The organism is Massilia eburnea (assembly GCF_050709955.1).
GTDB lineage: Bacteria > Pseudomonadota > Gammaproteobacteria > Burkholderiales > Burkholderiaceae_D > Rugamonas > Rugamonas eburnea_A.
The window spans coordinates 48,724-73,085 of sequence record NZ_JBNZFX010000005.1 but is presented as its reverse complement, the minus strand read 5'-3'; the positions used below and the strand labels follow the sequence as shown (position 1 = coordinate 73,085).

Annotated in this window: 24 protein-coding genes and 3 pseudogenes; 12 read left to right on the top strand and 15 right to left on the bottom strand. The window is 60.8% G+C overall.

Annotated elements, in window-relative coordinates; translation table 11 throughout:
- Nucleotides 1–118: 118 nt before the first annotated feature.
- The 5 genes from ACQ4MM_RS05210 to ACQ4MM_RS05190 all read left to right on the top strand — a co-directional run bounded on the left by ACQ4MM_RS05210 (nucleotide 119) and on the right by ACQ4MM_RS05190 (nucleotide 3,498).
- A complete protein-coding gene (locus tag ACQ4MM_RS05210) occupies nucleotides 119–658 on the top strand; it encodes a hypothetical protein (protein ID WP_431476378.1) in 540 nt (179 codons plus the stop codon).
- Nucleotides 630–1,013, top strand: a complete 384-nt coding sequence (tnpA, locus tag ACQ4MM_RS05205) for an IS66-like element accessory protein TnpA (protein ID WP_431475436.1) — start codon at nucleotides 630–632, stop codon at nucleotides 1,011–1,013. Before ACQ4MM_RS05210 ends, tnpA begins: the two co-directional genes overlap by 29 nt.
- Complete coding sequence (gene tnpB / locus ACQ4MM_RS05200; RefSeq protein ID WP_055936366.1) at nucleotides 1,010–1,357, top strand: IS66 family insertion sequence element accessory protein TnpB; 348 nt, start codon at nucleotides 1,010–1,012, stop codon at nucleotides 1,355–1,357. Before tnpA ends, tnpB begins: the two co-directional genes overlap by 4 nt.
- Before the next feature lie 30 nt (nucleotides 1,358–1,387).
- Nucleotides 1,388–2,950 carry an IS66 family transposase gene (tnpC, locus tag ACQ4MM_RS05195; protein WP_431475435.1) on the top strand — a complete coding sequence of 521 codons (1,563 nt, stop codon included), beginning with the start codon at nucleotides 1,388–1,390 and terminating at the stop codon, nucleotides 2,948–2,950.
- A gap of 68 nt (nucleotides 2,951–3,018) precedes the next feature.
- Nucleotides 3,019–3,498, top strand: coding sequence for an ImmA/IrrE family metallo-endopeptidase (locus ACQ4MM_RS05190; protein ID WP_431476377.1), 480 nt, complete (start codon nucleotides 3,019–3,021; stop codon nucleotides 3,496–3,498).
- Nucleotides 3,499–3,721: 223 nt separating this feature from the next.
- On the opposite strand, the gene gyrB is transcribed toward ACQ4MM_RS05190, so the two are convergent.
- The 3 genes from gyrB to dnaA form a co-directional block, all read right to left on the bottom strand.
- The gene (gene gyrB / locus ACQ4MM_RS05185; RefSeq protein ID WP_431476376.1) at nucleotides 3,722–6,217 is read right to left on the bottom strand and encodes a DNA topoisomerase (ATP-hydrolyzing) subunit B; all 2,496 of its coding nucleotides are present in this window, start codon (nucleotides 6,215–6,217) and stop codon (nucleotides 3,722–3,724) included.
- Nucleotides 6,218–6,371: 154 nt separating this feature from the next.
- The gene (gene dnaN, locus ACQ4MM_RS05180) at nucleotides 6,372–7,478 is read right to left on the bottom strand and encodes a DNA polymerase III subunit beta (RefSeq protein ID WP_431476375.1); all 1,107 of its coding nucleotides are present in this window, start codon (nucleotides 7,476–7,478) and stop codon (nucleotides 6,372–6,374) included.
- Between the two features lie 174 nt (nucleotides 7,479–7,652).
- Nucleotides 7,653–9,044 (bottom strand): chromosomal replication initiator protein DnaA, encoded by a 1,392-nt coding sequence (gene dnaA / locus ACQ4MM_RS05175; protein ID WP_431476374.1) that lies wholly within the window; start codon nucleotides 9,042–9,044, stop codon nucleotides 7,653–7,655.
- A 406-nt stretch (nucleotides 9,045–9,450) separates the two neighbouring features.
- On the opposite strand from dnaA, the gene rpmH reads away from it, so the two are divergent.
- From rpmH to ACQ4MM_RS05145, 6 genes and pseudogenes are all read left to right on the top strand, one after another.
- Nucleotides 9,451–9,588 (top strand): 50S ribosomal protein L34, encoded by a 138-nt coding sequence (rpmH, locus tag ACQ4MM_RS05170; protein WP_078035393.1) that lies wholly within the window; start codon nucleotides 9,451–9,453, stop codon nucleotides 9,586–9,588.
- Between the two features lie 21 nt (nucleotides 9,589–9,609).
- Complete coding sequence (gene rnpA / locus ACQ4MM_RS05165) at nucleotides 9,610–10,017, top strand: ribonuclease P protein component (protein ID WP_431476445.1); 408 nt, start codon at nucleotides 9,610–9,612, stop codon at nucleotides 10,015–10,017.
- Nucleotides 10,014–10,247: a membrane protein insertion efficiency factor YidD gene (yidD, locus tag ACQ4MM_RS05160; protein WP_057262297.1), complete on the top strand. Its 234-nt coding sequence runs from the start codon at nucleotides 10,014–10,016 to the stop codon at nucleotides 10,245–10,247. Before rnpA ends, yidD begins: the two co-directional genes overlap by 4 nt.
- Before the next feature lie 8 nt (nucleotides 10,248–10,255).
- A pseudogene (gene yidC, locus ACQ4MM_RS05155) lies at nucleotides 10,256–11,993 on the top strand (membrane protein insertase YidC).
- Between the two features lie 158 nt (nucleotides 11,994–12,151).
- A pseudogene (mnmE, locus tag ACQ4MM_RS05150) lies at nucleotides 12,152–13,534 on the top strand (tRNA uridine-5-carboxymethylaminomethyl(34) synthesis GTPase MnmE).
- A gap of 268 nt (nucleotides 13,535–13,802) precedes the next feature.
- Nucleotides 13,803–13,991: a hypothetical protein gene (locus ACQ4MM_RS05145; RefSeq protein ID WP_431476373.1), complete on the top strand. Its 189-nt coding sequence runs from the start codon at nucleotides 13,803–13,805 to the stop codon at nucleotides 13,989–13,991.
- Between the two features lie 6 nt (nucleotides 13,992–13,997).
- On the opposite strand, the gene ACQ4MM_RS05140 is transcribed toward ACQ4MM_RS05145, so the two are convergent.
- Together ACQ4MM_RS05140 and ACQ4MM_RS05135 are read right to left on the bottom strand one after the other, a co-directional pair.
- Nucleotides 13,998–14,597 carry an Hpt domain-containing protein gene (locus ACQ4MM_RS05140; protein WP_431476372.1) on the bottom strand — a complete coding sequence of 200 codons (600 nt, stop codon included), beginning with the start codon at nucleotides 14,595–14,597 and terminating at the stop codon, nucleotides 13,998–14,000.
- A 34-nt stretch (nucleotides 14,598–14,631) separates the two neighbouring features.
- Complete coding sequence (locus ACQ4MM_RS05135) at nucleotides 14,632–15,624, bottom strand: CAP domain-containing protein (RefSeq protein WP_431476371.1); 993 nt, start codon at nucleotides 15,622–15,624, stop codon at nucleotides 14,632–14,634.
- A gap of 114 nt (nucleotides 15,625–15,738) precedes the next feature.
- Here ACQ4MM_RS05135 and pssA point away from each other — a divergent pair, with 114 nt between their 5' ends.
- The gene (gene pssA / locus ACQ4MM_RS05130) at nucleotides 15,739–16,521 is read left to right on the top strand and encodes a CDP-diacylglycerol--serine O-phosphatidyltransferase (protein ID WP_431476370.1); all 783 of its coding nucleotides are present in this window, start codon (nucleotides 15,739–15,741) and stop codon (nucleotides 16,519–16,521) included.
- Nucleotides 16,522–16,607: 86 nt separating this feature from the next.
- Here pssA and ACQ4MM_RS05125 read toward each other — a convergent pair whose 3' ends face one another.
- The 10 genes and pseudogenes from ACQ4MM_RS05125 to ACQ4MM_RS05080 all read right to left on the bottom strand — a co-directional run bounded on the left by ACQ4MM_RS05125 (nucleotide 16,608) and on the right by ACQ4MM_RS05080 (nucleotide 24,351).
- Nucleotides 16,608–16,820: a hypothetical protein gene (locus ACQ4MM_RS05125; RefSeq protein WP_431476369.1), complete on the bottom strand. Its 213-nt coding sequence runs from the start codon at nucleotides 16,818–16,820 to the stop codon at nucleotides 16,608–16,610.
- Nucleotides 16,798–17,484, bottom strand: coding sequence for an aldo/keto reductase (locus ACQ4MM_RS05120; RefSeq protein WP_431476368.1), 687 nt, complete (start codon nucleotides 17,482–17,484; stop codon nucleotides 16,798–16,800). The genes ACQ4MM_RS05125 and ACQ4MM_RS05120 overlap by 23 nt, the downstream gene beginning before the upstream one ends.
- A pseudogene (locus ACQ4MM_RS05115) lies at nucleotides 17,484–18,630 on the bottom strand (D-alanyl-D-alanine carboxypeptidase family protein). The gene ACQ4MM_RS05120 and the pseudogene ACQ4MM_RS05115 overlap by 1 nt, the downstream one beginning before the upstream one ends.
- A gap of 37 nt (nucleotides 18,631–18,667) precedes the next feature.
- Nucleotides 18,668–19,300 carry an alpha/beta hydrolase gene (locus ACQ4MM_RS05110; protein WP_431476444.1) on the bottom strand — a complete coding sequence of 211 codons (633 nt, stop codon included), beginning with the start codon at nucleotides 19,298–19,300 and terminating at the stop codon, nucleotides 18,668–18,670.
- Nucleotides 19,300–19,620 (bottom strand): (2Fe-2S) ferredoxin domain-containing protein, encoded by a 321-nt coding sequence (locus ACQ4MM_RS05105; protein WP_431476367.1) that lies wholly within the window; start codon nucleotides 19,618–19,620, stop codon nucleotides 19,300–19,302. The genes ACQ4MM_RS05110 and ACQ4MM_RS05105 overlap by 1 nt, the downstream gene beginning before the upstream one ends.
- 27 nt (nucleotides 19,621–19,647) lie before the next feature.
- A complete protein-coding gene (locus tag ACQ4MM_RS05100; RefSeq protein ID WP_431476366.1) occupies nucleotides 19,648–20,838 on the bottom strand; it encodes a VanZ family protein in 1,191 nt (396 codons plus the stop codon).
- Between the two features lie 3 nt (nucleotides 20,839–20,841).
- Nucleotides 20,842–21,435 (bottom strand): ABC-type transport auxiliary lipoprotein family protein, encoded by a 594-nt coding sequence (locus ACQ4MM_RS05095; RefSeq protein WP_431476365.1) that lies wholly within the window; start codon nucleotides 21,433–21,435, stop codon nucleotides 20,842–20,844.
- 9 nt (nucleotides 21,436–21,444) lie between these two features.
- Complete coding sequence (locus ACQ4MM_RS05090; RefSeq protein ID WP_431476364.1) at nucleotides 21,445–22,383, bottom strand: MlaD family protein; 939 nt, start codon at nucleotides 22,381–22,383, stop codon at nucleotides 21,445–21,447.
- Nucleotides 22,384–22,393: 10 nt separating this feature from the next.
- Nucleotides 22,394–23,230, bottom strand: a complete 837-nt coding sequence (locus ACQ4MM_RS05085) for an ABC transporter ATP-binding protein (protein ID WP_431476363.1) — start codon at nucleotides 23,228–23,230, stop codon at nucleotides 22,394–22,396.
- Nucleotides 23,230–24,351: an MlaE family ABC transporter permease gene (locus ACQ4MM_RS05080; RefSeq protein WP_431476362.1), complete on the bottom strand. Its 1,122-nt coding sequence runs from the start codon at nucleotides 24,349–24,351 to the stop codon at nucleotides 23,230–23,232. Before ACQ4MM_RS05080 ends, ACQ4MM_RS05085 begins: the two co-directional genes overlap by 1 nt.
- Between the last annotated feature and the right edge of the window lie 11 nt (nucleotides 24,352–24,362).

Genomic DNA, 24,362 nt, shown 5'->3' with positions numbered 1-24,362 from the left:
GGTAACCCCGTGTGCACCAAAGCAGAACGTCAATCGCAAGAAATAGGCGGGTGTGAAGGCTCATTGCCCGCCCGCACTATGCCTATCTCTACTTAGTGGGTCCCATTCAGGAGGTCCTTTGCAGCCACCGTATCTCACGCATCCTGCGAAAGAACTGTTAGACGAGTTTGGCGCCGGAAGACATGTTCCGGGGGCAGGCAGTGCCTCGGCACTTGGCAGTCTTCGGGATTTGCGTGCGGAATCGATTGAGGCATCACAGCCACAGGGGAGTTCTGAGCCACTTATAGGATTTGGAACACGTGCAAAGCAGGGCTACTCCAATGAGGAAATTGAGGATCGCGCCAGAAGGCTTGGCCTTCAAATGTGGCAGCGGAAGGCTCAGATATGGGCCGGTGCATCAGAGCCGAGTGATCCAATTAAAGTTCTCGATCCAGAGCGAGCACTTGGACTACTTGGATACAGCTATGAACTAGCAGCGAATCTTGGCACCATTAAACACGGCACTGCCTCATACGAAGTGGCAGGTGTGCTGGAAGCACGTAAGCGTAAAGCCAGCACCGTCTGGACGGAGAAACCGCCCCCAGCCATGATCGAATTTTGGCACAGCAGTTGTGCCCACAAATTCAATTATGGACACAAATTTTCAACCAGTCATTGAACGCAGACCGCGTGGCAAGTACCGCCAGCATTCCCTGGAGTTCAAGCGAACGCTCGTGGAAATGGCCATGCAGCCCGGAGTTTCTGTAGCGCGCCTCGCGCGCGAGCACGGCGTCAATGCAAACCAGGTGTTTAGCTGGCGCAAGCTATACGAGGCAGGGCAGCTTGTAGGCGGCGCAGCGGCGCCGGGGAGTGAGTTGCTGCCAGTGGTGGTGACGACGCCGGCACAGCAGCCTGAGGCTGAACCTGCCCCTGCCGGAATCATCACGCTGGAAATTGGGCGTGTGCGGCTACGTATCGAAGGCCAGGCCAATGCCGCCACGTTGGCACAAGTGTTGGATCGCGTGCTGCGATGATCGGCCTGCCGGCAGGTACGAAAGTCTGGCTGGCCGCAGGCACCACCGACATGCGCAGCGGTTTCAATGGCCTGGCAGCGAAAGTGCAAACCGCGTTGGAAGAAGATCCGTTCAGTGGCCACGTGTTTGTATTCCGTGGCCGGCGCGGTGACTTAATCAAGCTGCTGTGGTGGACCGGCGACGGCTTATGCTTGCTGGCCAAGCGCCTGGAGCGTGGCCGCTTTATCTGGCCGCAGGCCAGTAGTGGCAGCGTGGCGCTGACACAAGCACAGTTGTCGATGCTGCTGGAAGGGATCGACTGGCGCCGACCAGAACGCACCTGGCGACCGCAATCGGCCTTGTAAACATGGCACGATTTGCGTAAACTTGGACGCATGCTCAACGCCGCCAATCTGCCCAACGATATCGAAGCGCTTAAAGCCATGCTGCTGGCGCGCGATGCAGCGTTGTTGGCGAGCGAAGCGAAGGTGGCACACCTGAGCGCCGAACTATCTACGCGCACCGCCGAAATCGAACATCTTAAGCTGGTGTTGGCGAAGCTGAAGCGCATGCAGTTCGGCCGCCGCTCGGAAAAGCTGGACCAGCAGATCGAGCAGCTGGAGCTGCAACTGGAAGACCTGGAAGCCGAAGCAGCGGTGGCCGAAGCATTGGCACCTGTGGAAGTGGCACCTCGCAAGAAGGCCGAACGCAAGCCTCTGCCAGCCCACTTGCCACGCGAGGAGCGAGTGCAGATGCCAGCCAGTGAAGCATGCCCGGACTGCGGCGGAAAATTGAAGGTACTGGGCGAAAGCGTGTCGGAGCAGCTGGAATATGTCCCGGCCAGCTTCCGTGTGATTCGCCATGTGCGCCCGAAGCTGGCCTGCGCCTGCTGCGATGCCATCGTACAGGCCCCGGCCGCCAGCCGCCCAATTGAGCGCGGTCTGGCCGGCCCCGGCCTGCTGGCGCATGTGCTGGTGGCCAAATTCGCCGACCACATTCCCTTGTACCGCCAAAGCACTATGTATGCGCGCGAAGGCGTGGAACTGGAGCGCGCCTTGCTTGCCAACTGGGTCGGCGCCGCCGGAGCGCTGCTGCGCCCACTGGTCGATGCGTTGCGCCGGCATGTGCTGGCGGCGACCAAGCTGCACGCCGACGACACGCCGCTGCCGGTACTGGCGCCAGGCAATGGCAAGACGCGCACGGCGCGCCTTTGGACCTATGTGCGCGACGACCGCGCCAGCGGCGACAGCACGCCGCCAGCGGTATGGTTTGCCTATACTCCCGACCGCAAAGGCGAGCACCCGCAAGCGCACTTGGCCAACTTCAGCGGCATCTTGCAGGCAGATGCGTATGCCGGCTTCAATGCCATCTACGAGACCGGCAAAGTGAGCGAAGCCGCATGCTGGGCTCATGCTCGCCGCAAATTCTACGACTTGCACGCAGCGCGGCCATCGGCCGTAACGACCGAAGCGCTACGCCGGATCGGCGAGCTATATGTCATCGAGGACAGCATACGCGGCAAACCGCCAGACGAGCGGTGCACTGCTCGCCAGCGATATGCCAGACCACTGCTCGACGACCTCGAACGATGGCTCCACGCCACGCTCGCTACTTTGTCGCGCAAGTCCGATACGGCGGCCGCCATTCTTTACTCGCTCAAACTCTGGCCGGCGCTGACACGCTACTGCGATGACGGCCGCATCGAGATCGACAACTCCGCCGCCGAGCGAGCCTTGCGCGGCGTGGCCCTGGGTCGTCGCAACTTCCTGTTTGCAGGTGCGGACAGTGGCGGCGAACGCGCTGCCGCCATGTATGGGCTGATCGGAACGGCCAAGCTTAACGGTGTCGACCCCGAGGCTTGGTTGCGCTACGTGCTGGCCCATATCGCCGACCATCCTGTGAATCGGGTGGACGACTTCCTGCCCTGGAACTGCGCCGACAAACTCCCCAGCGCTTGAACTCCGCTTCCCAGCGGTGTTGGGAACATCTTCGATCAAAGTAGCGCAGCGCTCAAGACGGCGCTGCCTTGACGCTTACGGAAGCACAGCCTGGGCATGTGAAGGTGTCGAGCCATATGCCTTCAGAAGTTCGTTTGTTCACAACGGCCCATGAACTTGGACACGTGATTCTCCATCCGCATCTAAGAGAGGCCCACAGGGATCGCCCCTTAGATGGCTCGGAGCAAGGACGTGACCAACTTGAGCGGGAGGCTGATAGGTTTGCAGCTGCATTCTTGATGCCTGCGAAGCAGGTTCGTGCGAAGTTTTCGGCAACCTTCGGCGGTGCTCCATTCCACATTCACGAGGCGACGGTCTTTGCACTGGGGCTTGAAATGCGAGTAGTGCGCGAAATGATCAAGACTCAGCGAGATCTGTCCATGCTGCTTGCTCGCACTGTTCGCTTCAATGGGAAGAACTTCAATTCCCTGGCGAAGCAGTTCGGAGTGTCGGTGACTACGATGGCGATTCGTCTCGAGGAGCTAGACCTCGTCAACTCTGAACATTAGCCTGGCGCAAATTATCCAATCCCCTGCGCTCGACCCAGGGAAACAGTGGTAGGGCTGGCAATTTTCTGTCGGCACAGGAAACCTGTCGTAAATCGCAGCAGTGTTAACACCTAGAAGACAAGCTCCCCAAATGAAGAGGCCCATGCATTGCTGCACGGGCCTCTTGGTTCTTGCCAGCTTATGGTTCCCCAAATGTCAGCTTTTGGGTCCACCTACAAAGGTTTTATACGTCGATGTTACCGGCGCGCAGCGCGTTAGTTTCGATGAAGTTACGGCGTGGTTCCACATCATCGCCCATCAGCGTGGTGAAGATCTGATCGGCGGCAATCGCGTCTTCGATCTGCACCTTCAGCAGGCGGCGGACGGTTGGGTCCATGGTGGTTTCCCACAGCTGCGATGGGTTCATCTCACCCAGACCTTTGTAGCGCTGCTTGCTTACTGTGCGTTCCGCTTCGTCGCGCAGCCACTGCATGGCGTGGTGGAAGTCCACTACGCCGCTTTCCTTGGTGCGCTCGCCTTCGCCGCGGCGGATCACGGCGCCTTCGCCAATCAGGCCGGTGAAGGTGGCGGCGGCGTCGGCCAGCACGCGGTAGTCGGCGCCTTGCACGAAGTCGGCGTCGATCGAGGAGACCTTCACGTTACCGTGGTGCAGGCGTTCGATGCGCAGGGTGTGCTTCTCGGACAATTCGTCGGTGGTCACGCTGACCGTCACGGCGCTGTCGTTGATGTTGGCTTCCAGTGCCTTGGCCGATGCCTGGGCTGCGTCGATGGCCGTCAGGTCGAGCGTTACGCCGGTCATGATGGCGGTCAGCGCGGCGCGGTCGATCACGCGGGTCAGGCGGGTCATGATGGCGTTGGCCATGTTGTAGGTGCGTGCCAGTTCGCCCAGCGCTTCGCCCTGGATGATGTCGGCGCCCTCGCGCGGGGTCAGGGCGGCGGTGTTCAGCGCTACGTTCATCATGTAGCCGGCTTCTTCCAGATCGTCCTTCAGGTAGCGCTCGTCGCGGCCGGCCTTTACCTTGTACAGCGGTGGCTGTGCAATGTAGATGTGGCCACGTTCAACCAGCTGCGGCATCTGGCGGTAGAACAGCGTCAGCAGCAGGGTGCGGATGTGGGCGCCGTCGACGTCCGCGTCGGTCATGATGATGATGCGGTGGTAGCGCAGCTTTTCGATATTGAATTCGTCGGCGCCAATGCTGGTGCCCAGGGTGGCGATCAGGGTAGTGATCTGCTCGGACGACAGCATCTTCTCGAAGCGCGCCTTCTCCACGTTCAGCACCTTACCGCGCAGTGGCAGGATGGCCTGGAACTTACGGTCGCGGCCCTGCTTGGCGGAGCCGCCTGCGGAGTCACCCTCGACGATGTACAGTTCGGACAGGGCTGGGTCTTTTTCCTGGCAGTCGGCCAGCTTGGCGCTCAGGCCCAGGCCGTCCATGATGCCTTTGCGGCGGGTCAGGTCGCGGGCCTTGCGTGCTGCTTCACGGGCGCGCGCTGCTTCCACGATCTTGCCGCAGATGATCTTGGCGTCGTTCGGCTTTTCCATCAGGAAGTCGGTCAGCGTCTTGGCGACGATCTCTTCGACCGGGCCGCGCACTTCGGACGATACCAGCTTGTCTTTGGTCTGGGACGAGAACTTCGGTTCCGGCACTTTTACGGACAGCACGCAGGTCAGGCCTTCGCGCATGTCGTCGCCGCTGATTTCAACCTTGGCCTTCTTGGCGAAGTCGTTCTCGTCGATGTACTTGTTGATCACGCGGGTCATTGCCGCGCGCAGGCCGGTCAGGTGGGTACCACCGTCGCGCTGCGGAATGTTGTTGGTGAAGCAGAGTACTTGTTCGTTGAAGGCGTCGTTCCATTGCATGGAGACGTCGACCGAGATCAGGGTGCCCTGGTCGGAGTTGCGCTCGCCGGTGGCCTGGAATACGGTCGGGTGCAGTACGGTCTTGGCTTTGTTGATGTATTCAACGAAGCCGCGGGTGCCGCCTTCGAATGCGAAGATTTCTTCCTTGCCGTTGCGCTGGTCGGTCAGCTTGATGTTGACGCCGTTGTTCAGGAAGGACAGTTCGCGAATGCGCTTGGCCAGGATCTCGTAGTGGAATTCCACGTGCGTGAAGATCTCTTCGTCGGCCCAGAAGTGCACGTCGGTGCCGCGCTTGTCGGTTTCTCCGATGACTTTGATCGGGGAGACTGCCACGCCGTCGATCATTTCGATCTCGCGGTTCTGCGCTGCGCCGCGGACGAATTCCATCTGGTGGACTTTGCCGTCGCGGCGAATGGTCACGCGCAGCAGTTTGGACAGTGCGTTCACGCAGCTGACGCCCACGCCGTGCAGGCCGCCGGAGACTTTATAGGAGTTCTGGTCGAACTTGCCGCCGGCGTGCAGCTCGGTCAGCACGATTTCGGCTGCGGAGCGTTTTGGCTCGTGCTTGTCGTCCATCTTCAGGCCGACTGGAATGCCGCGGCCGTTGTCGGTGATCGAGATCGAGTTGTCGCTGTGGATGGTGACGTGGATCTCGGTGCAGTGGCCGGCCAGGGCTTCGTCAATCGAGTTGTCCAGCACCTCGAATACCAGGTGGTGCAGGCCGGTGCCGTCGGACGTGTCGCCGATGTACATGCCAGGACGCTTGCGGACTGCTTCCAGGCCTTCAAGGATCTGGATCGAGGCGGCGCCGTATTCTTCTGCTTTGGCCTTGGGTTGTTCGTTGTGGCTTTCGGACATAGACTGCTTTCTCTTTTAACGAATTACTTTTCTGCTCTTTTCTTAAACCCGGTAAACCTGGGTCAGACCCAAGGGTCAGACCCTGTCTGACCTGCGGCCAGCGGCTTCGGCGTACCGGGGTCTGACCCTTGGGTCTGACCCCGAACTACCGGTTTTAGATGCGCATCGGCATAACTACATATTTGAAGTCTGCGTTCTCAGGGATCGAGATCAGCGCCGACGAGTTGCTGTCGCCCAGCGCCACGTTCACCTGGTCGCACTTCAGGTTGTTCAGCACGTCCAGCAGGTAGGTCACGTTGAAGCCGATGTCCACGCTGTCGCCGCCGTAGTCAATTTCCAGTTCTTCAACCGCTTCTTCCTGGTCCGCGTTGGTGGACGAGATCTTCAGCGAGCCTGGGGTGATGATGCAGCGCACGCCCTTGAACTTATCGCTGGTCATGATCGCGGCGCGCTGCAGGGAGCGCAGCAGCTCTTCGCGGCCGATGGTGAAGTTGTTGGTGTAGCCCTTCGGGATCACGCGGGTGTAGTCAGGGAACTTGCCTTCCACCAGCTTGGAGATCAGCTCGATGTCGGCGAAGGTCAGCTTGACCTGGCTCGCGGCGATGTCCAGCGATACAGGGTCGTCGTTCTCTTCCAACAGGCGCTGCATCTCGATGATGGTCTTGCGCGGGATGATCACTTCTTCGCGGGCGAAGTTCTGGTCGGTCTCTACCTGGCAGAAAGCCAGGCGGTGGCCGTCGGTCGCTACGGCGATGACCTTGTTGCCGTCCAGGACCAGCAGCAGGCCGTTCAGGTAGTAGCGGATGTCCTGCTGCGCCATCGAGAAGTGCACCATGTTGAACAGGTGCTTCAGGGTCTTTTGCGGCAGCTGGAAGCTGGCGGTGAAGCTTTCGGCCTGTTGAACCGTTGGGAATTCTTCGGCGGCCAGGGTCTGCAGGGCGAAGCGCGATTTGCCGCTTTGGACGGTCAGGCGCTTGTTCAGCAGGGTCATGGTGACGTCGCCGGCTTCCGGCAGGGCGCGCAAAATGTCCAGCAGCTTACGCGCGGCGACCGTGGTGCCGGTAACGTCGGCACCCGAGCCGATGTCTGCGTTGGTAGTGATCTGGACTTCCGTGTCGGTGGACAGGAAAGAGACGCTTTCACCTTCCTTGCGGATGAGGATATTGGCCAGAATCGGCATAGTGTGCCGACGCTCGACAATACCGCTCACAATCTGCAGTGGCCGGAGAAGCGTGTCTCGGGTGGTTTTGACCAGTTGCATAAATATCCTCAGTTAATGGGTTGGTACGTTGGTTCTTTTGTTAACTCGACAGTATAGCAGTCTGAAACCGGTAGTTCTGGGTCTGACCCAAGGGTCAGACCCGATCGGCGGCTGACGCGTGTGCGGATCCGACGGGACGGCCATCCGGCTTGGGTCGTCCCCTGGTTTACCGGTTTAGCCTTTCAGCGTCTGCTCCAGCACATGCAATTCATGATTGCACTCCGGGTTCTTGGTACGATCCGCCGCAATCTTGCGCACGGCGTGCAGCACGGTGGTGTGGTCGCGTCCTCCAAACAGTTCGCCGATTTCCGGCAGCGATTTCTGGGTCAGCTCCTTGGCCAGGTACATGGCGATCTGGCGCGGGCGGGCGATGTTGGCCGGGCGGCGCTTGGAATACATGTCCGCCACCTTGATATTGAAGAAGTCCGCCACCGTTTTCTGGATGTTTTCCACAGAAATCTGGCGGTTCTGCACAGACAGCAGGTCCTTCAGCGCCTCTTTCACGATATCGATCGAAATATCCTTACCGTGGAAGCGGGAGTAGGCCAGGATCTTGCGCAGCGCGCCTTCCAGCTCACGCACGTTGGAGCGCAGGTGCTTGGCCACGAAGAAGGCGACGTCGTCGTTCAGGGTCACGCCTTCGGACTTGGCTTTTTTCAGCAGGATCGCCACGCGCATTTCCAGCTCCGGCGGCTCGATCGCCACCGTCAGGCCGGAGTCGAAGCGCGAGATCAGGCGGTCATCCATGCCGGTGATCTCTTTCGGATAGGTATCCGAGGTGATGATGATCTGCTTCTTGGCCGCGATCAGCGCTTCAAACGCATAGAAGAATTCTTCCTGCGTGCGGGACTTCCCGCCGAAGAATTGAATATCGTCGATCAGCAGCATGTCCAGCGAGTGGTAGTAGTGCTTGAAGTCGTCGAAACCCTTGCGTTGGTAAGCGGTCACTACGTCGCGAACGTACTGTTCTGCGTGGATGTAGCGGATGCGGGCGCCTGGCTGGTCGGCCATCACCTGGTTGCCGATCGCGTGGATCAAGTGGGTCTTGCCCAGGCCCACTCCGCCGTAGAAGAACAGCGGGTTGTACGACACGCCAGGGTTGTTGGCGACCTGGATAGCGGCGGCGCGCGCCAGCTGGTTGGCCTTACCGGTGACGAAGGAGTCGAAGGTCAGGTCCGGGTTGATACGGCTGTTCTCGCGGCCTTTCGGATTCGAGTATTCGGCGGCGGCGGTCGGCGCGGCGGCGGCGGCCGGGCTTTCCGGGCGCATGTCGCTCAGCGGGCCGGAGACCACGGCGGGTGCGGCGGGTTTTTTCAGGGCGTGGGTGCGCGGGTCGAGGACGAACTGCACCTCGATGACGGTTTCCCAATACTGGCAGGCCAGGGCCGTGATGCGGCTAGCGAATTGAGTCTTTACCCAATCCAGCTTGAACCGGTTTGGCGCAGCAACACGCAGCTTGTTGTCCTCGAAATCGAGGGGCACAAGCGGCTTAATCCAGGCACTGAATTGTTGCGGCGTCAGCTCAAGTTCCAGTTGTTGGGAACAGGACTGCCAGAAATTATCCATGAATCTATCTATATGCAAAAAGTGTGGGAGGGCGTTCGAATCGCCACACGTAACGCGCTATTTTAGCCGCTAAGTCGGAAGTTATCCACAGGTTAACCAGAAATTTTGCACAACCGTGCTGGGGTTGGGTTTTTTGCAACCGAACCGGTAGCGCGGTCGCCGCAGGCAGGTGTCAGACCCCGTGGGTCTGACACCGGGTTACCGGTTTGCAGCGGTTTAAGTGGTTGACACTGAACCGAAAAATCCTGATAATTCTGGGTTCCCCGCCCGTAGTCCGTGATTATTCAGATTAACGACGCGCGGATTTAGCGGGCAGTGAGATTGGCGCAGTGCGCGAAATGTCATTGGCACCAACATTTTTAGGGACACCGTCCGTCCCGATTTTGTATTTTTTAGCGAGACCAACATGAAACGTACTTACCAACCTTCCGTTGTGCGTCGCAAACGCACCCACGGCTTCCGCGCCCGTATGGCTACCCGTGGTGGCCGTCAAGTCCTGAACGCACGTCGTGCAAAAGGCCGCAAGCGTCTGGCTGTAGTTTAAGCACGCTTGTTAGCTGATCGCGTGGAAAGCTGTCCTAACAGCTCGACAGGCGAAGGCAGACACGACTTCGCTCGCGCTCGGCGCATCATAAAAACGGATGAATTTTCATCCGTTTTTAGTTTGCGGCCAACGCAGAAGAGCGCGCATTTCGTGCTCTATACCCGCCAGAACCAGCTGCCGAATGCGCGGCTGGGCATTGTCGTTGCCAAACGCTTTGCACCGCGCGCAGTCACCCGCAACACCATCAAACGCGTCACGCGCGAACTGTTCCGCGTTACTGAGCTTCCTTCCATTGATTGCGTGGTGCGCCTGTCGCGCCCCGTCAATAGCAAGGACGGCCCGGCCACCACGGCCAAGCTGAAGGCCGAACTGCGCCAGGAACTGACGCGCCTCTTTGCACAAGCCAACAAGGCCAAGCCGGCAAAATGAAAACGCTGCTGACCATCCTGCTGCGCTTTTACCAATGGGTCATCCGTCCGCTGATGGGGGCGCCGAATTGCCGTTTTTACCCTAGCTGCTCCAACTATGCGCTGGAAGCCCTGCGCGAGCATGGTGCGGCTCAAGGCAGTTACCTGGCATTGCGCCGGGTATGCCGCTGCCATCCCTGGAACGCGGGCGGGGTCGACCCCGTGCCGCCCAAGCACTTCAACCACTCCTGAAGAACCGAATGGATATCAATAAACGCTCAATCCTGTGGATCGTCTTCGCCGTGTCGCTGGTTATCCTGTGGAATAACTGGATGATCTCGACGGGCAAGCCGTCCATGTTTGCTCCGGCTCCTGCCAAACCGGCCGCCGTGGCTTCGGCCTCCGCGACTGCCGCCGGCACGCCTGCTCCTGTCGCTGCCGGCGCCGCCGCTGCGGTGGATGGCAGCGCCGTCGCTGCACCGATCAAGACCGAAGTGGTGACCATCACCACCGACGTGATGCGCGTCGATATCGACACCCTGGGCGGCACCATCAAGCGCCTGGAACTGCTGAAGCACAAGGAAGCCGGTGATCCGGGTTGGCTGGGCGGCTGCTTCGGCATGTTCGAGTTCTGCAAGCCGAAGGGCGGCCAGAAGACCGAAGTGCTGTTCAGCGAGAACGGCAAGCACACCTACCTGGGCGAAACCGGCCTTGTAGGCGCGCCTGGCCTGCCGAACCACCAGACCGCATTCGTGGCCCAGCCGGGCGCGCGCATGCTGAACGATGGCAACCAGGTGAAACTGGTGCTGGAAGCAGAGCAGGGCGGCGTCAAGCTGACCAAGACCTTCACCTTCAAGAAGGGCGACTACGTGGTCGACGTGCAGCACACCGTCACCAACACCAGCGCTGCTGCACTGGCACCGCAGCTCTACCTGCAACTGAAACATGACGGCACTCCGCCGGAAGGTTCGGGCTTCATGAACCCATCGTTCATCGCCCCGACCATGTTCACTTCGGAGAGCCACTACAAGAAGTACGAGTTCAAGCAGATCGAGAAAGATGCCAAGTCGCTGGCGGAAGATCCTAAGTTCAAGCCGAGCCACGTGACCGAGGCAAAAGACGGTTGGGTCGCGATTGCACAGCACTTCTTCGTGTCCGCGTTCGTACCGCAGGATAAGCTGCCGCGCGATATCTTCACCAAGAAGGAAGGCGACAACCTGTACTCGATCGGCGTGGTGCAGCCGCTGGGTACCCTGGCGCCAGGCGCTTCGGTGACCAACAATGCCCGCCTGTACTCCGGCCCCGCAGGACACCGACACCCTGAAGCAAGTCACCGAAGGCCTGGACCTGGTCAAGGACTACGGGCTTCCTGGCAATCGTGGCGCGCCCGATGTGGGCCGCAATGGCCGCAATCCACTCCGTGGTTGGCAACTGGGGCTGGACCATCATCGCCTTCACCGTGGCGATCAAGCTGCTGTTCTTCCCGCTGTCCCGCCGCTTCCTTCCGCTCGATGGCGAAGATGAAGACCGTGACGCCGAAGATGACCGCCATCCGCGAAACGCCACAAAGGCGACCCGCAGAAGATGAACCAGGCCATGATGGAGCTGTACAAGACCGAGAAGATCAATCCTCTCGGCGGCTGCCTGCCTATCCTGGTGCAGATGCCGGTGTTCATCGCCCTGTACTGGGTGCTGAACGCGTCGGTTGAAATGCGCGGCGCTCCATGGGCGCTGTGGATCACTGACCTGACCCAGCACGATCCGTGGGCGATCCTGCCGATCCTGTACGCTATCTCGATGTACATCACGACCCGCCTGAACCCGCAGCCTGCGGATCCAGTGCAGGCGAAGATGATGATGTTCATGCCGATCGCCTTCTCGGTCATGTTCTTCTTCTTCCCATCCGGCCTGGTGCTGTACTGGGTGGTGAACAACCTGCTGTCGATTGCACAGCAGTGGGTGATCACCAAAAAACTCGAAGTTGGCACCGCCAAGTAATTACTGAAAAGCCCGCGCCAGCCGCGGGCTTTTTTTTGAAAACCGGTAAATCGGGGTCAGGACCCAAGGGTCAGACCCGCACACGCGCCGGTCGCCGGTCGGGTCAGACCCTTGGGTCTGACCCAGGTTTACCGGTTTAAGAATAAAATCCCCAAACCATGAACCTAGATTCCTCCCCCATCGCAGCAATCGCCACGGCGCCCGGCCGCGGCGGCATTGGCGTCGTGCGCGCATCCGGCAAGAAACCTGCAGTCGCTGGCGCAAGCGCTGTTCAAAGGCGCAGAGCTCAAGCCACGCCACGCCACCTACATCCCATTCACGCAGGCCGACGGCACCGTCATCGACCAGGGCATTGCGATCTACTTCAAGGCGCCGCATTCCTACACCGGCGAAGACGTGATCGAACTGCAGGGCCACGGCGGCCCGATCGTGCTGCAGATGCTGTTGCAGCGCGTGCTGGAAGCCGGCGCCGAACAAGGTTTGCGCCTGGCCGAACCTGGCGAGTTCACCCGCCGCGCCTACCTGAACGACAAGCTGGACCTGGCGCAAGCCGAAGCCGTGGCCGACCTGATCGACGCTTCCACCGAAGCCGCCGCCAAGTCCGCATCCGCTTCGCTGAGCGGCGCCTTCTCGCAAACCATCCACGCCTTGGTGGAGCGCGTCACCCACCTGCGCATGCTGGTGGAAGCCACGCTCGACTTCCCGGAAGAAGAAATCGACTTCCTCGAAAAGTCCGACGCGCGCGGCCAGCTGAAAGGCATCGTCGAAGCGCTCGACCAGGTGTTCAAGCAAGCTTCGCAAGGCGCGCTGCTGCGTGAAGGCTTGAATGTGGTGCTGGTCGGCCAGCCCAACGTTGGCAAGTCCTCACTCCTGAACGCACTGGCCGGCGCCGAAGTCGCCATCGTTACGCCAATCGCCGGCACCACGCGCGACAAGGTCAGCGAAACCATCCAGATCGAAGGCATCCCGCTCAACATCATCGACACCGCCGGCATCCGCGGCCACGATGAAGCGGTCGACGTGGTGGAACGCATCGGTATTGAACGCACCTGGGGCGAAGTCGGCAAGGCCGACGTCATCCTGCACCTGCTGGATGCCGACCATGGCCCGACCCGGCATGACGAAGTCATCGTCGCCAATTTCCCGCAAGGCGTGCCGGTGCTGCGCATCTGGAACAAGATCGACCTGTCCGGCCACAAGCCTTCCGTCGACGAGATGGCGGATGCGACCCACATCTACCTGTCCGCCAACGAGAAGACCGGCATCGACCTGCTGCGCGCGCAACTGCTGCGCATCGCCGGCTGGCAGCAGACCGGCGAATCGCTCTACCTCGCGCGCGAAACGCCACTTGATCGCATTGCGCAACGCATCCAGGCACCTTGACTACGCCGGCCAGCACGCCGCGCAAACCGACCAGTCGCTGGACCTGTTCGCAGAAGAACTGCGCCTGGCGCAGATGCAGCTCTCCCACCATCACCGGCGAGTTCTCGTCCGACGACCTGCTGGGAGTCATTTTCTCGCGCTTCTGCATTGGCAAGTGAAAATGTCCACTTTGGTTCCTGACCCCAAAGTGGACATTTAGCCTTTCCGTGCCGCCTGCGGTTCAGTATGAGCTGATGACACGGAACTAAGTCCTATCGCGCCTATGCTTCTCATTGGAATAATTTTGTTTCTTTTGGTGCGCTGACGCACGTTGAGTCCCCCATGCCGCTGATTTAATCCTGCTATTATTTTGTTGAGGCAGGTCATGTTCCTGTCTGAGCAATGCAGTAACCTTGGTTTCAGGGCATGTCTGTAAAGGGGAGTATCGTGGAGACGCAACAGGAAATCCCACCCGCTGAAATTGTCGCGACGGCCGAGCGCCCAAGCGGCGTGCGCCAATCGCTGCCTCCCAAAGGCTCCTGCTGGTACTGCGAAAAACCGTTGGATGCCGTGCGTCGTTTCTGCGGCAAGGAGTGCGCGGATTCCTTCGATGAAGAGGCGCACTTCTCGGGTTGATAGCGGCTAGAGTTCCATCTCCAGAACGTCCAGCGCAGTTTCGAAATCAAATGCATGCGTCGCCGCCGCAACCATCTGGAAAGTCGGCACGCCTAGTGCGGCTGCCAGGATAGTCGCCGATTTTTCCACCAGGTCGATGGCTGCACCATCACCTTCACGCAGCAATCCCACCAGTTCTTCGATCAGCGCGCGCAATTGCGCAGGATCGACCGGCTGCGTTTCGCCCGGCGCGACGTTGTCGCCATGTTCGAACAAGAGATCGTCGATGCTGCCGCAGGCCTCGCGCAGCAGCATGTCGAGTTGCGCCACCAGTGCGGCCGCATCGGCGCCGTCGGCAATCGCGTTCTCCACCAGCACTGCCTGGTCGTGCACCAGCTGCGCGCCGATCAGGCCCGCGGAACCTTTCAGCGAGTGCGCTGCCAGTTGTGCCTTGGCGTCCTGCTGCTGCGTGAGCAGCGACCGGATACGTTCACAGGAATCGCGATAGTCCTGCAGGAAGCGGCGCAGGATTTGAAGGTACAGCGCACGTTCGCCCATCAGGCGATCCAGTCCCTCCTCGACGTCGAGGCGCTGGCGTATTGGTGCGTTGGAAAGAAGGTTGCTCATCAGGACAGAATTTAGCATTCTGTCCCGATGTGGGCTAGGGGCGGGACGTTATTTTGTCGTAAATGACCAATTTTTTGTCACGGGCGACGCTGTCGACGGTACCGGAGAAAGTCACGTCATACGTCGTGTTGCTGGTCAGCGTTGACAGCGGAACAATAGCGGCGGCGTGCACCGGCGTGTGCTGGTCGGTGGCGCTGGTCAGCAGGCGCGTGGACATTTGCGCACCACCGCGCGGACGCACGGTGAAGCTTGTCACCGTGACATTGCCGGTGATGTCGGAGTGCACGCTGATCGGATAGCCGACGCGGTTCACGTTCGGTACCGGGTCTGGCGATTCGGTATCGCTGTCGAACGTGGTCGGAATCGCAGTCTGGCCGTCCTTCGGATAGGCGACGATCTTGCCTTTGCCCAGGCCGGTGCCAAAGCCGTTACGGGTGGCCATGTCGGCGGTGAAGTAGGTGTAGCTGCCGCTCGCGGTCGAGGCGCCGGTACCCATCTCGCGGAACATCGGTTCGAAGATCACGAAGCGGTGGTAAATCGCTGCGATCAGCTCTTCCGCGTGATAGAAGCCGGCACGGTCGGTAGCAGCGGAGATCACTTCGCCATATGCATACGAGCCGCCCAGGGTGTAGCCGGAGGCGGTGAGGCGATCCGCCAGCGCCGCGCCGGTAAAGCCTGGATTGCCGGCTACCTGGTCGTGCGACACGGTGTTATTCAGGCGCAGGTAGTTCGAATGCCCAACGGCGGCCTTGTTCAGTTGCTCGTTGCAGGTCAGCATAGCGAGGCCGATGTCCGCGCGGCGGTAATTGAACCAGTTGAAGCCATCGATCGCCGTGTCGCCGGTGGCGCCGGGCAGGCCGGTTGGCGAGACGGCGCAAGACGTGGACGGTGGATTGACGACCGGCGGGTTAATCACCGGTGGCGTGGTAGTGCTTCCGCCACCGCCGCCGCCACCGCCGCATGCGGAGAGGAGTGCTGCGACCAGCAGGGTTGGCAACTTATGCTGCCACTTATTGAGCATGTACATAGTGAACTCCTTTATGGCGCGATTCTATGCCAATTTCAGGCAATATGTGTTTCTTTTGTAATCCGTCGGGCGAGGTAGAATAGCCCTTTCTTTTTTGATCATCATTGCCTTAATTTGAATACTCAACGACATCAGCGACTCCAACGCGCTAAATTTGCATTACCAAGCACGGTAACGCTGCTCTCGATCGCCTGCGGCTTTGCCAGCATTGTGATTTCCGTCGACAACGCCCATCTCGGGTTGGCGCAGGATTACCGCCTGGCGGCGGCCTTGCTGGTGCTGGCCGGGATCTTCGACGCGCTGGACGGCTTCGTGGCGCGCGCCACCGGCACCGGCTCCGACTTCGGCGTGCAGCTCGATTCGATTGCCGACGTGATGAACTTCGGCTGTGCACCCGCGGTGCTGCTGTATTGCTACGGCTTCGTGCAAATGGGGCCGGCGGATCCGACCTTGCTGCGGATTGGCGGGATTGCGGCGTTCTTCTTCGTCGCCTGCGGTGCATTGCGCCTGGCGCGCTTTAATGTGAACGTGGGACGCACCGATCCGAAGTACTTCGTCGGGATGCCGATTACGGCGGGTGCGGCTTGCGTGTCAGCGGTGGTGGTGGCCTGGCCGGAGTTTCCGGATTCGAGCCTGGAGGGGTATTTCGTCGTTGCGCTGCTGATTGTGGTGGGCAGCCTGATGGTGTCGACCATTCGCTTCCCTAGCTCGAAGCAGAAGAAGAGTACTGCGGCGCTGGTGCTGCTGGCGGTGAACGTGGGACTGCTGGTTTGGCTGCGCTACTATTACTTTGTGCTGTTCTTTGTGGTGTATATCGCGTTTACCGTGGGGCTGAACCTGGCTTGGCGGGCGGGTTGGCGCGGGATTGCGCCACCGCAGGTGTTTTCTGACGATTGACCAAAACCGGTGAAGCTGGGTCAGACCCAAGGGTCTGACCCGATCGGTATAGGGCGCGTAGCGGGTCTGACCCTGGGTTACCGGTTTTAGGCTACTTCATGCCCCCGCGCAGCCCGCAGGATCTCAAACCACTGCGGCCTGCTCAGCGAAAACTGCGTCGCCTCTACCGCCACCTGAATCGACTCGATGCGACCGGAGCCAGTCAACGGCACCGGCTTGCAAGGCAACTGCATAATCCACGCAAACACCACGCTGGCAAACGGACGATTCAGTTCATCAGCCACTTCCTTGATCTTCAAAGCGCAAACGCTCGCCCTGCTCGTCGCCGGCAGTAAACAAGCGCCCGCCGCCCAAAGGCGACCAGATCATCGGCTGCACGTCCAGGTCCTGCAGCCCATCAAAGGTCTCATCGAACATCGGCGCCAGGTGCAGCGGTGAAAACTCCACCTGGTTGGTCACCAGCGGCACACGCTTGTTCAGCGTCTCGAACTGATGCCGCGAAAAGTTCGATACGCCGAACTCCCGTACCTTCCCCTCGGACCGCAAGCGCTGGAACGTATTTGCCACCTCATCGAAATCCATCAAAGGATCGGGACGATGAATCAGCAGCAAATCCAGGTAATCCGTCCGCAGCTCCTTCAGCGAATTCTCCACCGACGCCACGATATGCGCGGAGCTGGTGTCGTAATGCTGGATGGTATGCGTCGGCCGGCGGCCGGAGATCAGCTTGATGCCGCATTTGCTCACGAGCTGAATCTGTTCCCGCAGTGACGGCTTCAAGGCCAGCGCCTCGCCGAACAAGCTCTCCACGCCATAGCCGCCATAAATGTCGGCATGGTCGAAGGAGGTCACGCCCAGCGCAATGCACTGCTCGATGAAGCCCAGCCGCTGCTGCGGTGTCATGTCCCATTCGGTCATGCGCCACATGCCCGCGACGATGCGCGAAAGATTCAGTTTCGCCATTACTTCATCCACAGGCGCACGGAATCCCATGCGCGGCCGAAGATCGACGCCTGGTCGACGGTTTCCAGCGCCACAACCGGCAGTTCCAGCAGCGGCTTGCCATCCACCATCATCTTCAGGGGTGCCGACGCGGGTGTTGGCGGCAATCGGCGCCACCAGCGGGTCCTTGCGCTCCAGCAGGGGCTTCATCTTGGCAGCGACGCCCTTCGGCACGGTCACCAGCACGTCGTTGGTGAAGCCGATCTTCACGGTCGCCTGCGAGCCTTTCCAGATTTCCGGCGTGTAGACGGCCTGGCCCTTGGAGTACAGCTTCACGGTGTCGAAGTTCTGGAAACCCCAGTTCAGCAGCTTCTGGCTTTCCGCGGTACGGGTACCGTCGGAATTGGTGCCCATCACCACCGAGATCAGGCGGCGTTCCAGGTTGCCGGCAGGGCGCTTGGCGGAAGCCACCATGCAGTAGCCGGCGGACTCGGTGTGGCCGGTCTTCATGCCGTCGACGGTCGGGTCGAGCCACAGCAGGCGGTTGCGGTTCTGCTGGGTGATCTTGTTGTAGGTGAAGCTCTTCACCGAATCGATCTTGTAGAACTCGGGGAAATCCTGGATCACGTGGCGCGCCAGCACGGACAGGTCGCGCGCGGTGGTGTAGTTCTCCGGCGAAGGCAGGCCGTGCGGGTTGGCGAAGTGGGAATTGGCCATGCCCATGCGCTGCGCTTCACGGTTCATCAGGGTGACGAAAGCCGATTCGTCGCCGGCTACGGCTTCCGCCAGTGCCACGGCGGCATCATTGCCGGATTGGACCATCAGGCCATGCAGCAGGTCGTTGATCGAGACCGGGGTGGCCGGGTCGATGAACATCTTCGACGAGCTGGAGTCGACTTTCCAGGCCTTGACCGATACGTTCACCTTCTGGTCCAGGGCCAGCTTCTTGTCCTTGAGCGCCTGGAAGGTCAGGTAGGCGGTCATGATCTTGGTCAGGGAAGCCGGTTCAACGCGCGAATCCGGGTCCTGGGCGGCAATCACCTGGCCGCTGGAGGAGTCCAGCAGTAGCCATGATTTGGCGGCGATGGTCGGCGGCGGCAGCGTTTGCGCTACCGCGGAAGTCATGAGCAGCACACTGGTTGCCAGTGCAGCGATGATCTTTTTCATTGGTGCTTGTTCTTACTATTAGGGGTTGCGGGGGAAATTATTGTGTTTTCGATCCCCACAAGGCGATCACCCAATTCTTGATGTGACCGAGCTTGCGGTGGAAGAAATGGTCTGCGCCGGGAATCACGATCACAGGAATGTCCTGTGGGCGCGCGTAATCCAGCACGTCGATCAACGGGATGGTTTCATCGTTTTCGCCGTGGATCAGGATGGTGTCCGCCGGTACGTCGGCGATCTGCCATTTGGCAGCTGCGGTACCTACCAGCACCAGGCGTTCCGCCGGGGTGCCGGCAGTGGCCAGGCGCTGCGCCAGGTGCGACTGTACGAAAGTGCCGAACGAAAAGCCCGACAGCGATACCGGCAGGCCGGGATAGCGCTGCACCATGTGCTGGTACAGGATCATCATGTCGTCGGTTTCGCCATGGCCGTGGTCATGCACGCCTTCGGATGCGCCGACGCCGCGGAAGTTGATGCGCGCGGCCACATAGCCCAGCGCCACGAAGGTGCGCGCCAGGGTCTGCGCCACTTTGTTCTCCATGGTGCCGCCGTACAGCGGGTGCGGGTGGGCCACCAGGGCGATGCCTTTCGGCGTACCGGCCGGCATGTCGAGCAGGCCTTCCATCAGGCCGGCATTGCCCTGCAGCGTAAACTTCTCGGAATTCTTGTTCATCATTTGATTTTGAGGCGCTCTACTTCTTTGCCGTTGACCAGGTGGCTGTCGAGGATTTCGTCGATGTCGGCGGTGTCAACATAGGTGTACCAGGTGCCTTCGGGGTAGACCACGGCAACCGGGCCGTGTTCGCAGCGGTCCAGGCAACCGGCGGAATTGATGCGCACCTTGCCTTCGCCGTTCAGGTTCAATTCCTTGCAGCGTTTCTTGGCGTGCTTTTGGGCGGCTTCCGCGCCGCGCGGGCCGCAACTTTCGCGGCCGTCATCACGATGGTTGGTACAGAAGAACACGTGATGCTTGTAGTATTGGTTGTCGCTCATCTGAAGCCTCTTTTGTAATGCAGGCGCTTATTTTACCGGGGTTTCCCGGGTTTCCTTGTTCAGCTTGTGCGATGGGAGGCAAAGGTACCAGAGGGCTGCCAGTGGCCACGCCAGCGACAGGAACTGGGCCGCGCCGTAGAAGTTAAGGAATTTCCCTTGCACCCAGGTCTGCAGCGTTTCGCTGAAGTATGGGTTGGTCGGGGTCGTGTTGACGATCAAAAGGCTAAGCAGCAAAGTGGCCACTGCCAGCCTGCGTTGCGCCACGTGTGGCGCGAAAATCAGGCCGCCCAGCATGATCACGCCGATCAGGAAGCCGCCCTGGGCGCCCGGCGTGATCCACACGAAGGCGGCATCGGGGCCGAGCTGCAGCGCGGTCGACAGGGATTTCACCAGCACGGCGGCCACCACCAGCAGCGCGACCAGTGGCGCGCGCGGGGCCGGCTTGCGCAGGATGCACAGCAGGGTCAGGGCCGCACCCACCATGCCGCAGGCGGTGACGATGGTTTCGGACAGCCAGTACTGTTCCACCGTCAGCGTCACGTCGGGCCGCACCATGGCTGCCAGGTCGATGTCCATGTCCAGCAATTCGCTGAGCCACTCGGACAGGATGGGCAGCAGCTGCCCAAGCCCGAACAGGAAGCCTTGCGGGTAGATCTGCGTCAGCGGCCATAGTGCCACCAGCACCAGGCCCTGGCTGGCGTGCTGGGCGAACCAGCGCTGGCGCAGCTTGTAGGCATTGCTGGTGTCCATCAGCTTGTGCGCAGTGAGCGCGCCGATGAAGGCGCCGATGATCGAGCCGGCGCTGTTGGTGTAGAAGTCCAGGTTGGACGAAACGCGGGTCGGCAGATAGGTCTGCACCGCTTCCATCGTGCCGGAGACCAGCATGCCGCCAATGCTGGCCAGCAGGAAGGCCCAGAAGCCGGTCACTTTCGGCCGTATCGCATAGACCAGCAGCATGCCGAAGGGGATGTAGCCGATCACGTTGATGCCGGCGTCAAAACCCGTCCAGTAGCGCGGTAGCGAAGTCCATTCGAGGAAGATCAGCGGCGACAGGCCCTGGTTCTGCCAGCCGGAGAAGGGGAACCAGCTGGCATACACGATCAGCACCATGTAGGCGAGCAGTGTCGCGCGCGCCACCGGCGAGCCGGTACGCACCGGCGGCTTGGGGGCCGAGGTGTGCGCTGGCGCGGGGGCTGGGGCGGGCGCTTCTTCGCTCATGGTTTAATTGGGCATGGTTGCCAGCCAGGCCAGGATGTCGGCGGCGATGCCGTCGGTGCTTTCGGCCAGTGCGCTGGCGCCGCCGGCTGCGTCGGCGCTCGGCGCGCGCGCAGTGCGGCTGAAAGTGCGCTGGTCGACCAGCTTGTGGTTGCGGAATACCGATGCGCGCAAGACGACGCTGGCGCTGCTCTGGGTGGCGGTGTCGAAATTCTGCGAGAACTCGTCGGCCTCGAGGCGCAGCAGCGGCAGGCCGCCCGCCGCATCGCTGGTCGAGATTACCTTGACGCCGGATTGCGCGATGCGGGCTTTCAGGCGCTGCGACAGCAGCTGCAAGGGCGTCACCGACCAGTTGTTGTAGGCATACTGGCGCGACTGGCGCGCGTCGGCGTACATCAGGCGGTAGTACATGCGCTGCGTGTCCAGCGAGGCCGGGCCGTTCACGTCCGACACGACCAGGGCCTGCGGGGCCAGGCCGGTTGCCGCCGGCGGCGCGCCCATCGGGCCAAAGTCGTAGGAGGTCGGCTGCGGGCCCTTGCTGGCGCAGCCGGCCAGCGCGGCGGCGGCAACAACGGCGATCAGGAGAATGTTCTTCTTCATTGCTGGTCCTTATTTGCCAGAAGGGTCAAAGCCTGGTTCGCCCGGTCCCGGCGGCGTGCCGGGTGCACCGAACAGGATGCTCGACGGACGATCGCTAATATTATTCATGGTGCGGCGAATGGCGCGCATGGAAGACTTGGTTTCGTCCGCCAGCCCGGTCACGCCAGGCAGGGTTTCCAGCTCGACACCGCTGGCCACCGCCTCGACCGAGGTCGTGGCGCGGTCGACCGATGCGGTAATACGCTGCACCGCGCCGTCCGGGCCTTGGAGGGTGCGTGCCACCTTGCTCGCCTCATTGGCCAGAGTATCTACCGATTGCATGGCGCGGTCGCCGTGCTCCATCAGCGCCGGAATCTTCTGCACCGCAGGGTCCAGCTTCGCCGCCAGGTCCTTGTACGACTGTGCCGCGTCGCTCACGTCGCTGAAGGCGCCCAGCATCGTCTTCTGGTTATCGGGACTGAGCAGGGTATCCAGTTTCCTGGTGACGTCTTCCGCTTTCTCCAGGATTGCGGTGCCGCGCTTTTCCAGCTGGTCGAACAGGCCCGGTTGCAGCGGAATGCGGCTTGGGTTCTGCTTGCTGGTCGCCAGCGCAGGTGAACCGACGGATTCGTCGTCAAGCTGGATATAGGCGATGCCGGTCACGCCCTGGTAGCCCAGTGTTGCGTACGTGGTCTTGGTGATCGGCGTGGCCGGGTCGATGCTCAGGTGAATCAGGATCTGGCCGGCCAGCTTCGGATCGAAATCGATGTCGTCCACCTTGCCAATTTCCAGCCCGCGATAGCGCACCGCGGCTTGCGGGTTGAGGCCGGGTACCGACTGCGTGGTCGCGATCAGGTACGGGTCGTACTTCACCCGGTCGCGATTGAACCAGATTCCGAACACGATCGCCGCGATCAGCAGCGTGATCGTGAAAATGCCTGTCATCAAAGCGTGTGATCTGTTTTCCATGCCTTGCTCCTTATTCCAGGGCCTCCAGCGCGCGTTTGCCGCGGTCGCCCAGGAAGAATTCCTTGATAAACGGGTGATCCGTCTTGATCACCTCGCGCGTTGGTCCGATCGCCAGCACATGTTTTTCCGCCAGCACCGCAATGCGCGTGGACAGCGCGAACAGCGTATCCAGGTCGTGCGTCACCATCACCACGGTCAGGCCCAGCTCACGGTGCAGGGACCTGATCAGCGACACGAAGCTTTCCGACAGGTCCGGATCCAGGCCGGCGGTTGGCTCGTCCAGGAATAGCAGCTTCGGTTCCAGTGCCAGGGCCCGCGCCAGTGCTACCCGTTTGATCATGCCGCCCGACAGGTCGCTCGGCATCTTGTTCGCATGTTCCGGGCCCAGGCCCACCATATTCATTTTCAGCAGCACCGCATCGCGGATCAGGTGCGCGGGCAGCGTGCCGAGCTCCTGCATCGGCTGCGCCACGTTCTCGAACACCGTCAGCGCGGAATACAGGGCGCCCTGCTGGAACAGCATGCCCCAGTGGTTGCGCAATTCCTGCAGGTGGCCTTGCGATGCGACCGTGATGTCCTCGCCGAAGACCCGCACGCAACCCTTGGTCGGGCGCTCCAGTCCCAGCATCTGCCGCAACAGCACCGTTTTGCCGGTGCCCGAACCGCCTACGATCGACAGGATTTCTCCATTCTGGATGGTGAGGTTCAGGTCATTGTGGATTACCGTGCGGCCGAATTTGGTTTGCAGATTGGTGATCTCGACCGCCGGCACGCTGCCGTCCAGCGTCAGCTTGCTTTCGCTCTCTGGGCTGGCGCAGCTTTCTTCTTGTTGCGGCAGGTCGTTCATCAGTAACCCACTCCATTGAAGACGATCGCAAACACCGCGTTCGCCAGGATCACCACGGTAATTGCCGTCACCACCGAGGTGGTGGTGCCGCGGCCCAGGCTTTCCGTATTCGGCTGGATGCGTAGGCCAAAGTGGCAGGACACCATCGCAATCAGCATGCCGAACACCGCGCCCTTGAACAGGCCGATGTAATAGTTCGCCAGCGGCACCACTTGCGGCAGCTTCATGATGAAGTAGCGGATCGACAGGTTCAGTTCCCACTTCGCAGCAATCATGCCGCCGATCAGGGCTGCCGCATCGGTCCAGATCACCAGCAGCGGCATGGAAATCGCCAGCGCGATCACTTTGGGCAGGATCAGGCGGTAGCCGTGTGAAATACCCATCACCAGCATCGCATCCAGTTCTTCCGTCACCCGCATCACGCCCAACTGCGCGGTAATTGCCGAGCCTGAGCGGCCTGCCACCAGGATCGCCGCCATCAAGGGCCCCAGTTCGCGCACGATCGACATGCCGAGCAGGTTGACCAGGTAAATGTCGCCGCCAAAGTTGCGCAGCTGCTGCGCCGACAGGTAAGACAGCACCACGCCGATCAGGAAGCCCACCAGCGCGGTAATGCCCAGCGCCTGGAAACCGGCATGGAAAATATTCGCCGAAATTTCGCGCCAAGGTCCGCGCCTTGGGTGGGCAGCGAAGCGCCCTGCATCCTGCACCACCGAGCCAATCAGCTGCACGAAACCCTTCATATGCTCGAGGAAGTGCAGGATGCCGAAACCAAGCGTCGTCACCCAGCCGAAATGTGCCTTGCGCGCGCGGGGTATTTCCAGCTTGCCGGCGGCCTCGATGCGTTTGAAGATTTCTTCCTGGCCGTTGACCAGTGTCAGCTTGGCCGGTCGCTTATAGTCCCAGGCGCTCCACAGCAACTGCGCGCCGACGTGATCCAGCATTTCGACGCCGCTCAAGTCCCACTCGACCGCGTGAATGTCTTTTACATGGTCAAGGCAACCAGAAATAGCCTTCATCACCCGCTTGCTGGCGAGTGCACTGACTTGCCAGGTTCCCCCGGCTGAAACCGTGCGCCCGTCTGGGCTGATAGATAACGTTGGCTCTTGGGCAATAGGCATGCCACCAGTGT

Bases quoted from the DNA above. Each gene is read 5' to 3' on its own strand.
- tnpB (WP_055936366.1), top strand. From the start codon at position 1,010: ATGATCGGCCTGCCGGCAGGTACGAAAGTCTGGCTGGCCGCAGGCACC.
- ACQ4MM_RS05100 (WP_431476366.1), bottom strand. From the start codon at position 20,838: ATGAGCGAAGAAGCGCCCGCCCCAGCCCCCGCGCCAGCGCACACCTCG.
- ACQ4MM_RS05110 (WP_431476444.1), bottom strand. From the start codon at position 19,300: ATGAACAAGAATTCCGAGAAGTTTACGCTGCAGGGCAATGCCGGCCTG.
- ACQ4MM_RS05080 (WP_431476362.1), bottom strand. From the start codon at position 24,351: ATGCCTATTGCCCAAGAGCCAACGTTATCTATCAGCCCAGACGGGCGC.
- ACQ4MM_RS05090 (WP_431476364.1), bottom strand. From the start codon at position 22,383: ATGGAAAACAGATCACACGCTTTGATGACAGGCATTTTCACGATCACG.
- ACQ4MM_RS05140 (WP_431476372.1), bottom strand. From the start codon at position 14,597: ATGAGCAACCTTCTTTCCAACGCACCAATACGCCAGCGCCTCGACGTC.
- dnaA (WP_431476374.1), bottom strand. From the start codon at position 9,044: ATGGATAATTTCTGGCAGTCCTGTTCCCAACAACTGGAACTTGAGCTG.
- yidD (WP_057262297.1), top strand. From the start codon at position 10,014: ATGAAAACGCTGCTGACCATCCTGCTGCGCTTTTACCAATGGGTCATC.
- ACQ4MM_RS05095 (WP_431476365.1), bottom strand. From the start codon at position 21,435: ATGAAGAAGAACATTCTCCTGATCGCCGTTGTTGCCGCCGCCGCGCTG.
- ACQ4MM_RS05105 (WP_431476367.1), bottom strand. From the start codon at position 19,620: ATGAGCGACAACCAATACTACAAGCATCACGTGTTCTTCTGTACCAAC.
- dnaN (WP_431476375.1), bottom strand. From the start codon at position 7,478: ATGCAACTGGTCAAAACCACCCGAGACACGCTTCTCCGGCCACTGCAG.
- ACQ4MM_RS05120 (WP_431476368.1), bottom strand. From the start codon at position 17,484: ATGGCGAAACTGAATCTTTCGCGCATCGTCGCGGGCATGTGGCGCATG.
- tnpA (WP_431475436.1), top strand. From the start codon at position 630: ATGGACACAAATTTTCAACCAGTCATTGAACGCAGACCGCGTGGCAAG.
- ACQ4MM_RS05085 (WP_431476363.1), bottom strand. From the start codon at position 23,230: ATGAACGACCTGCCGCAACAAGAAGAAAGCTGCGCCAGCCCAGAGAGC.
- tnpC (WP_431475435.1), top strand. From the start codon at position 1,388: ATGCTCAACGCCGCCAATCTGCCCAACGATATCGAAGCGCTTAAAGCC.
- gyrB (WP_431476376.1), bottom strand. From the start codon at position 6,217: ATGTCCGAAAGCCACAACGAACAACCCAAGGCCAAAGCAGAAGAATAC.
- rpmH (WP_078035393.1), top strand. From the start codon at position 9,451: ATGAAACGTACTTACCAACCTTCCGTTGTGCGTCGCAAACGCACCCAC.
- ACQ4MM_RS05135 (WP_431476371.1), bottom strand. From the start codon at position 15,624: ATGTACATGCTCAATAAGTGGCAGCATAAGTTGCCAACCCTGCTGGTC.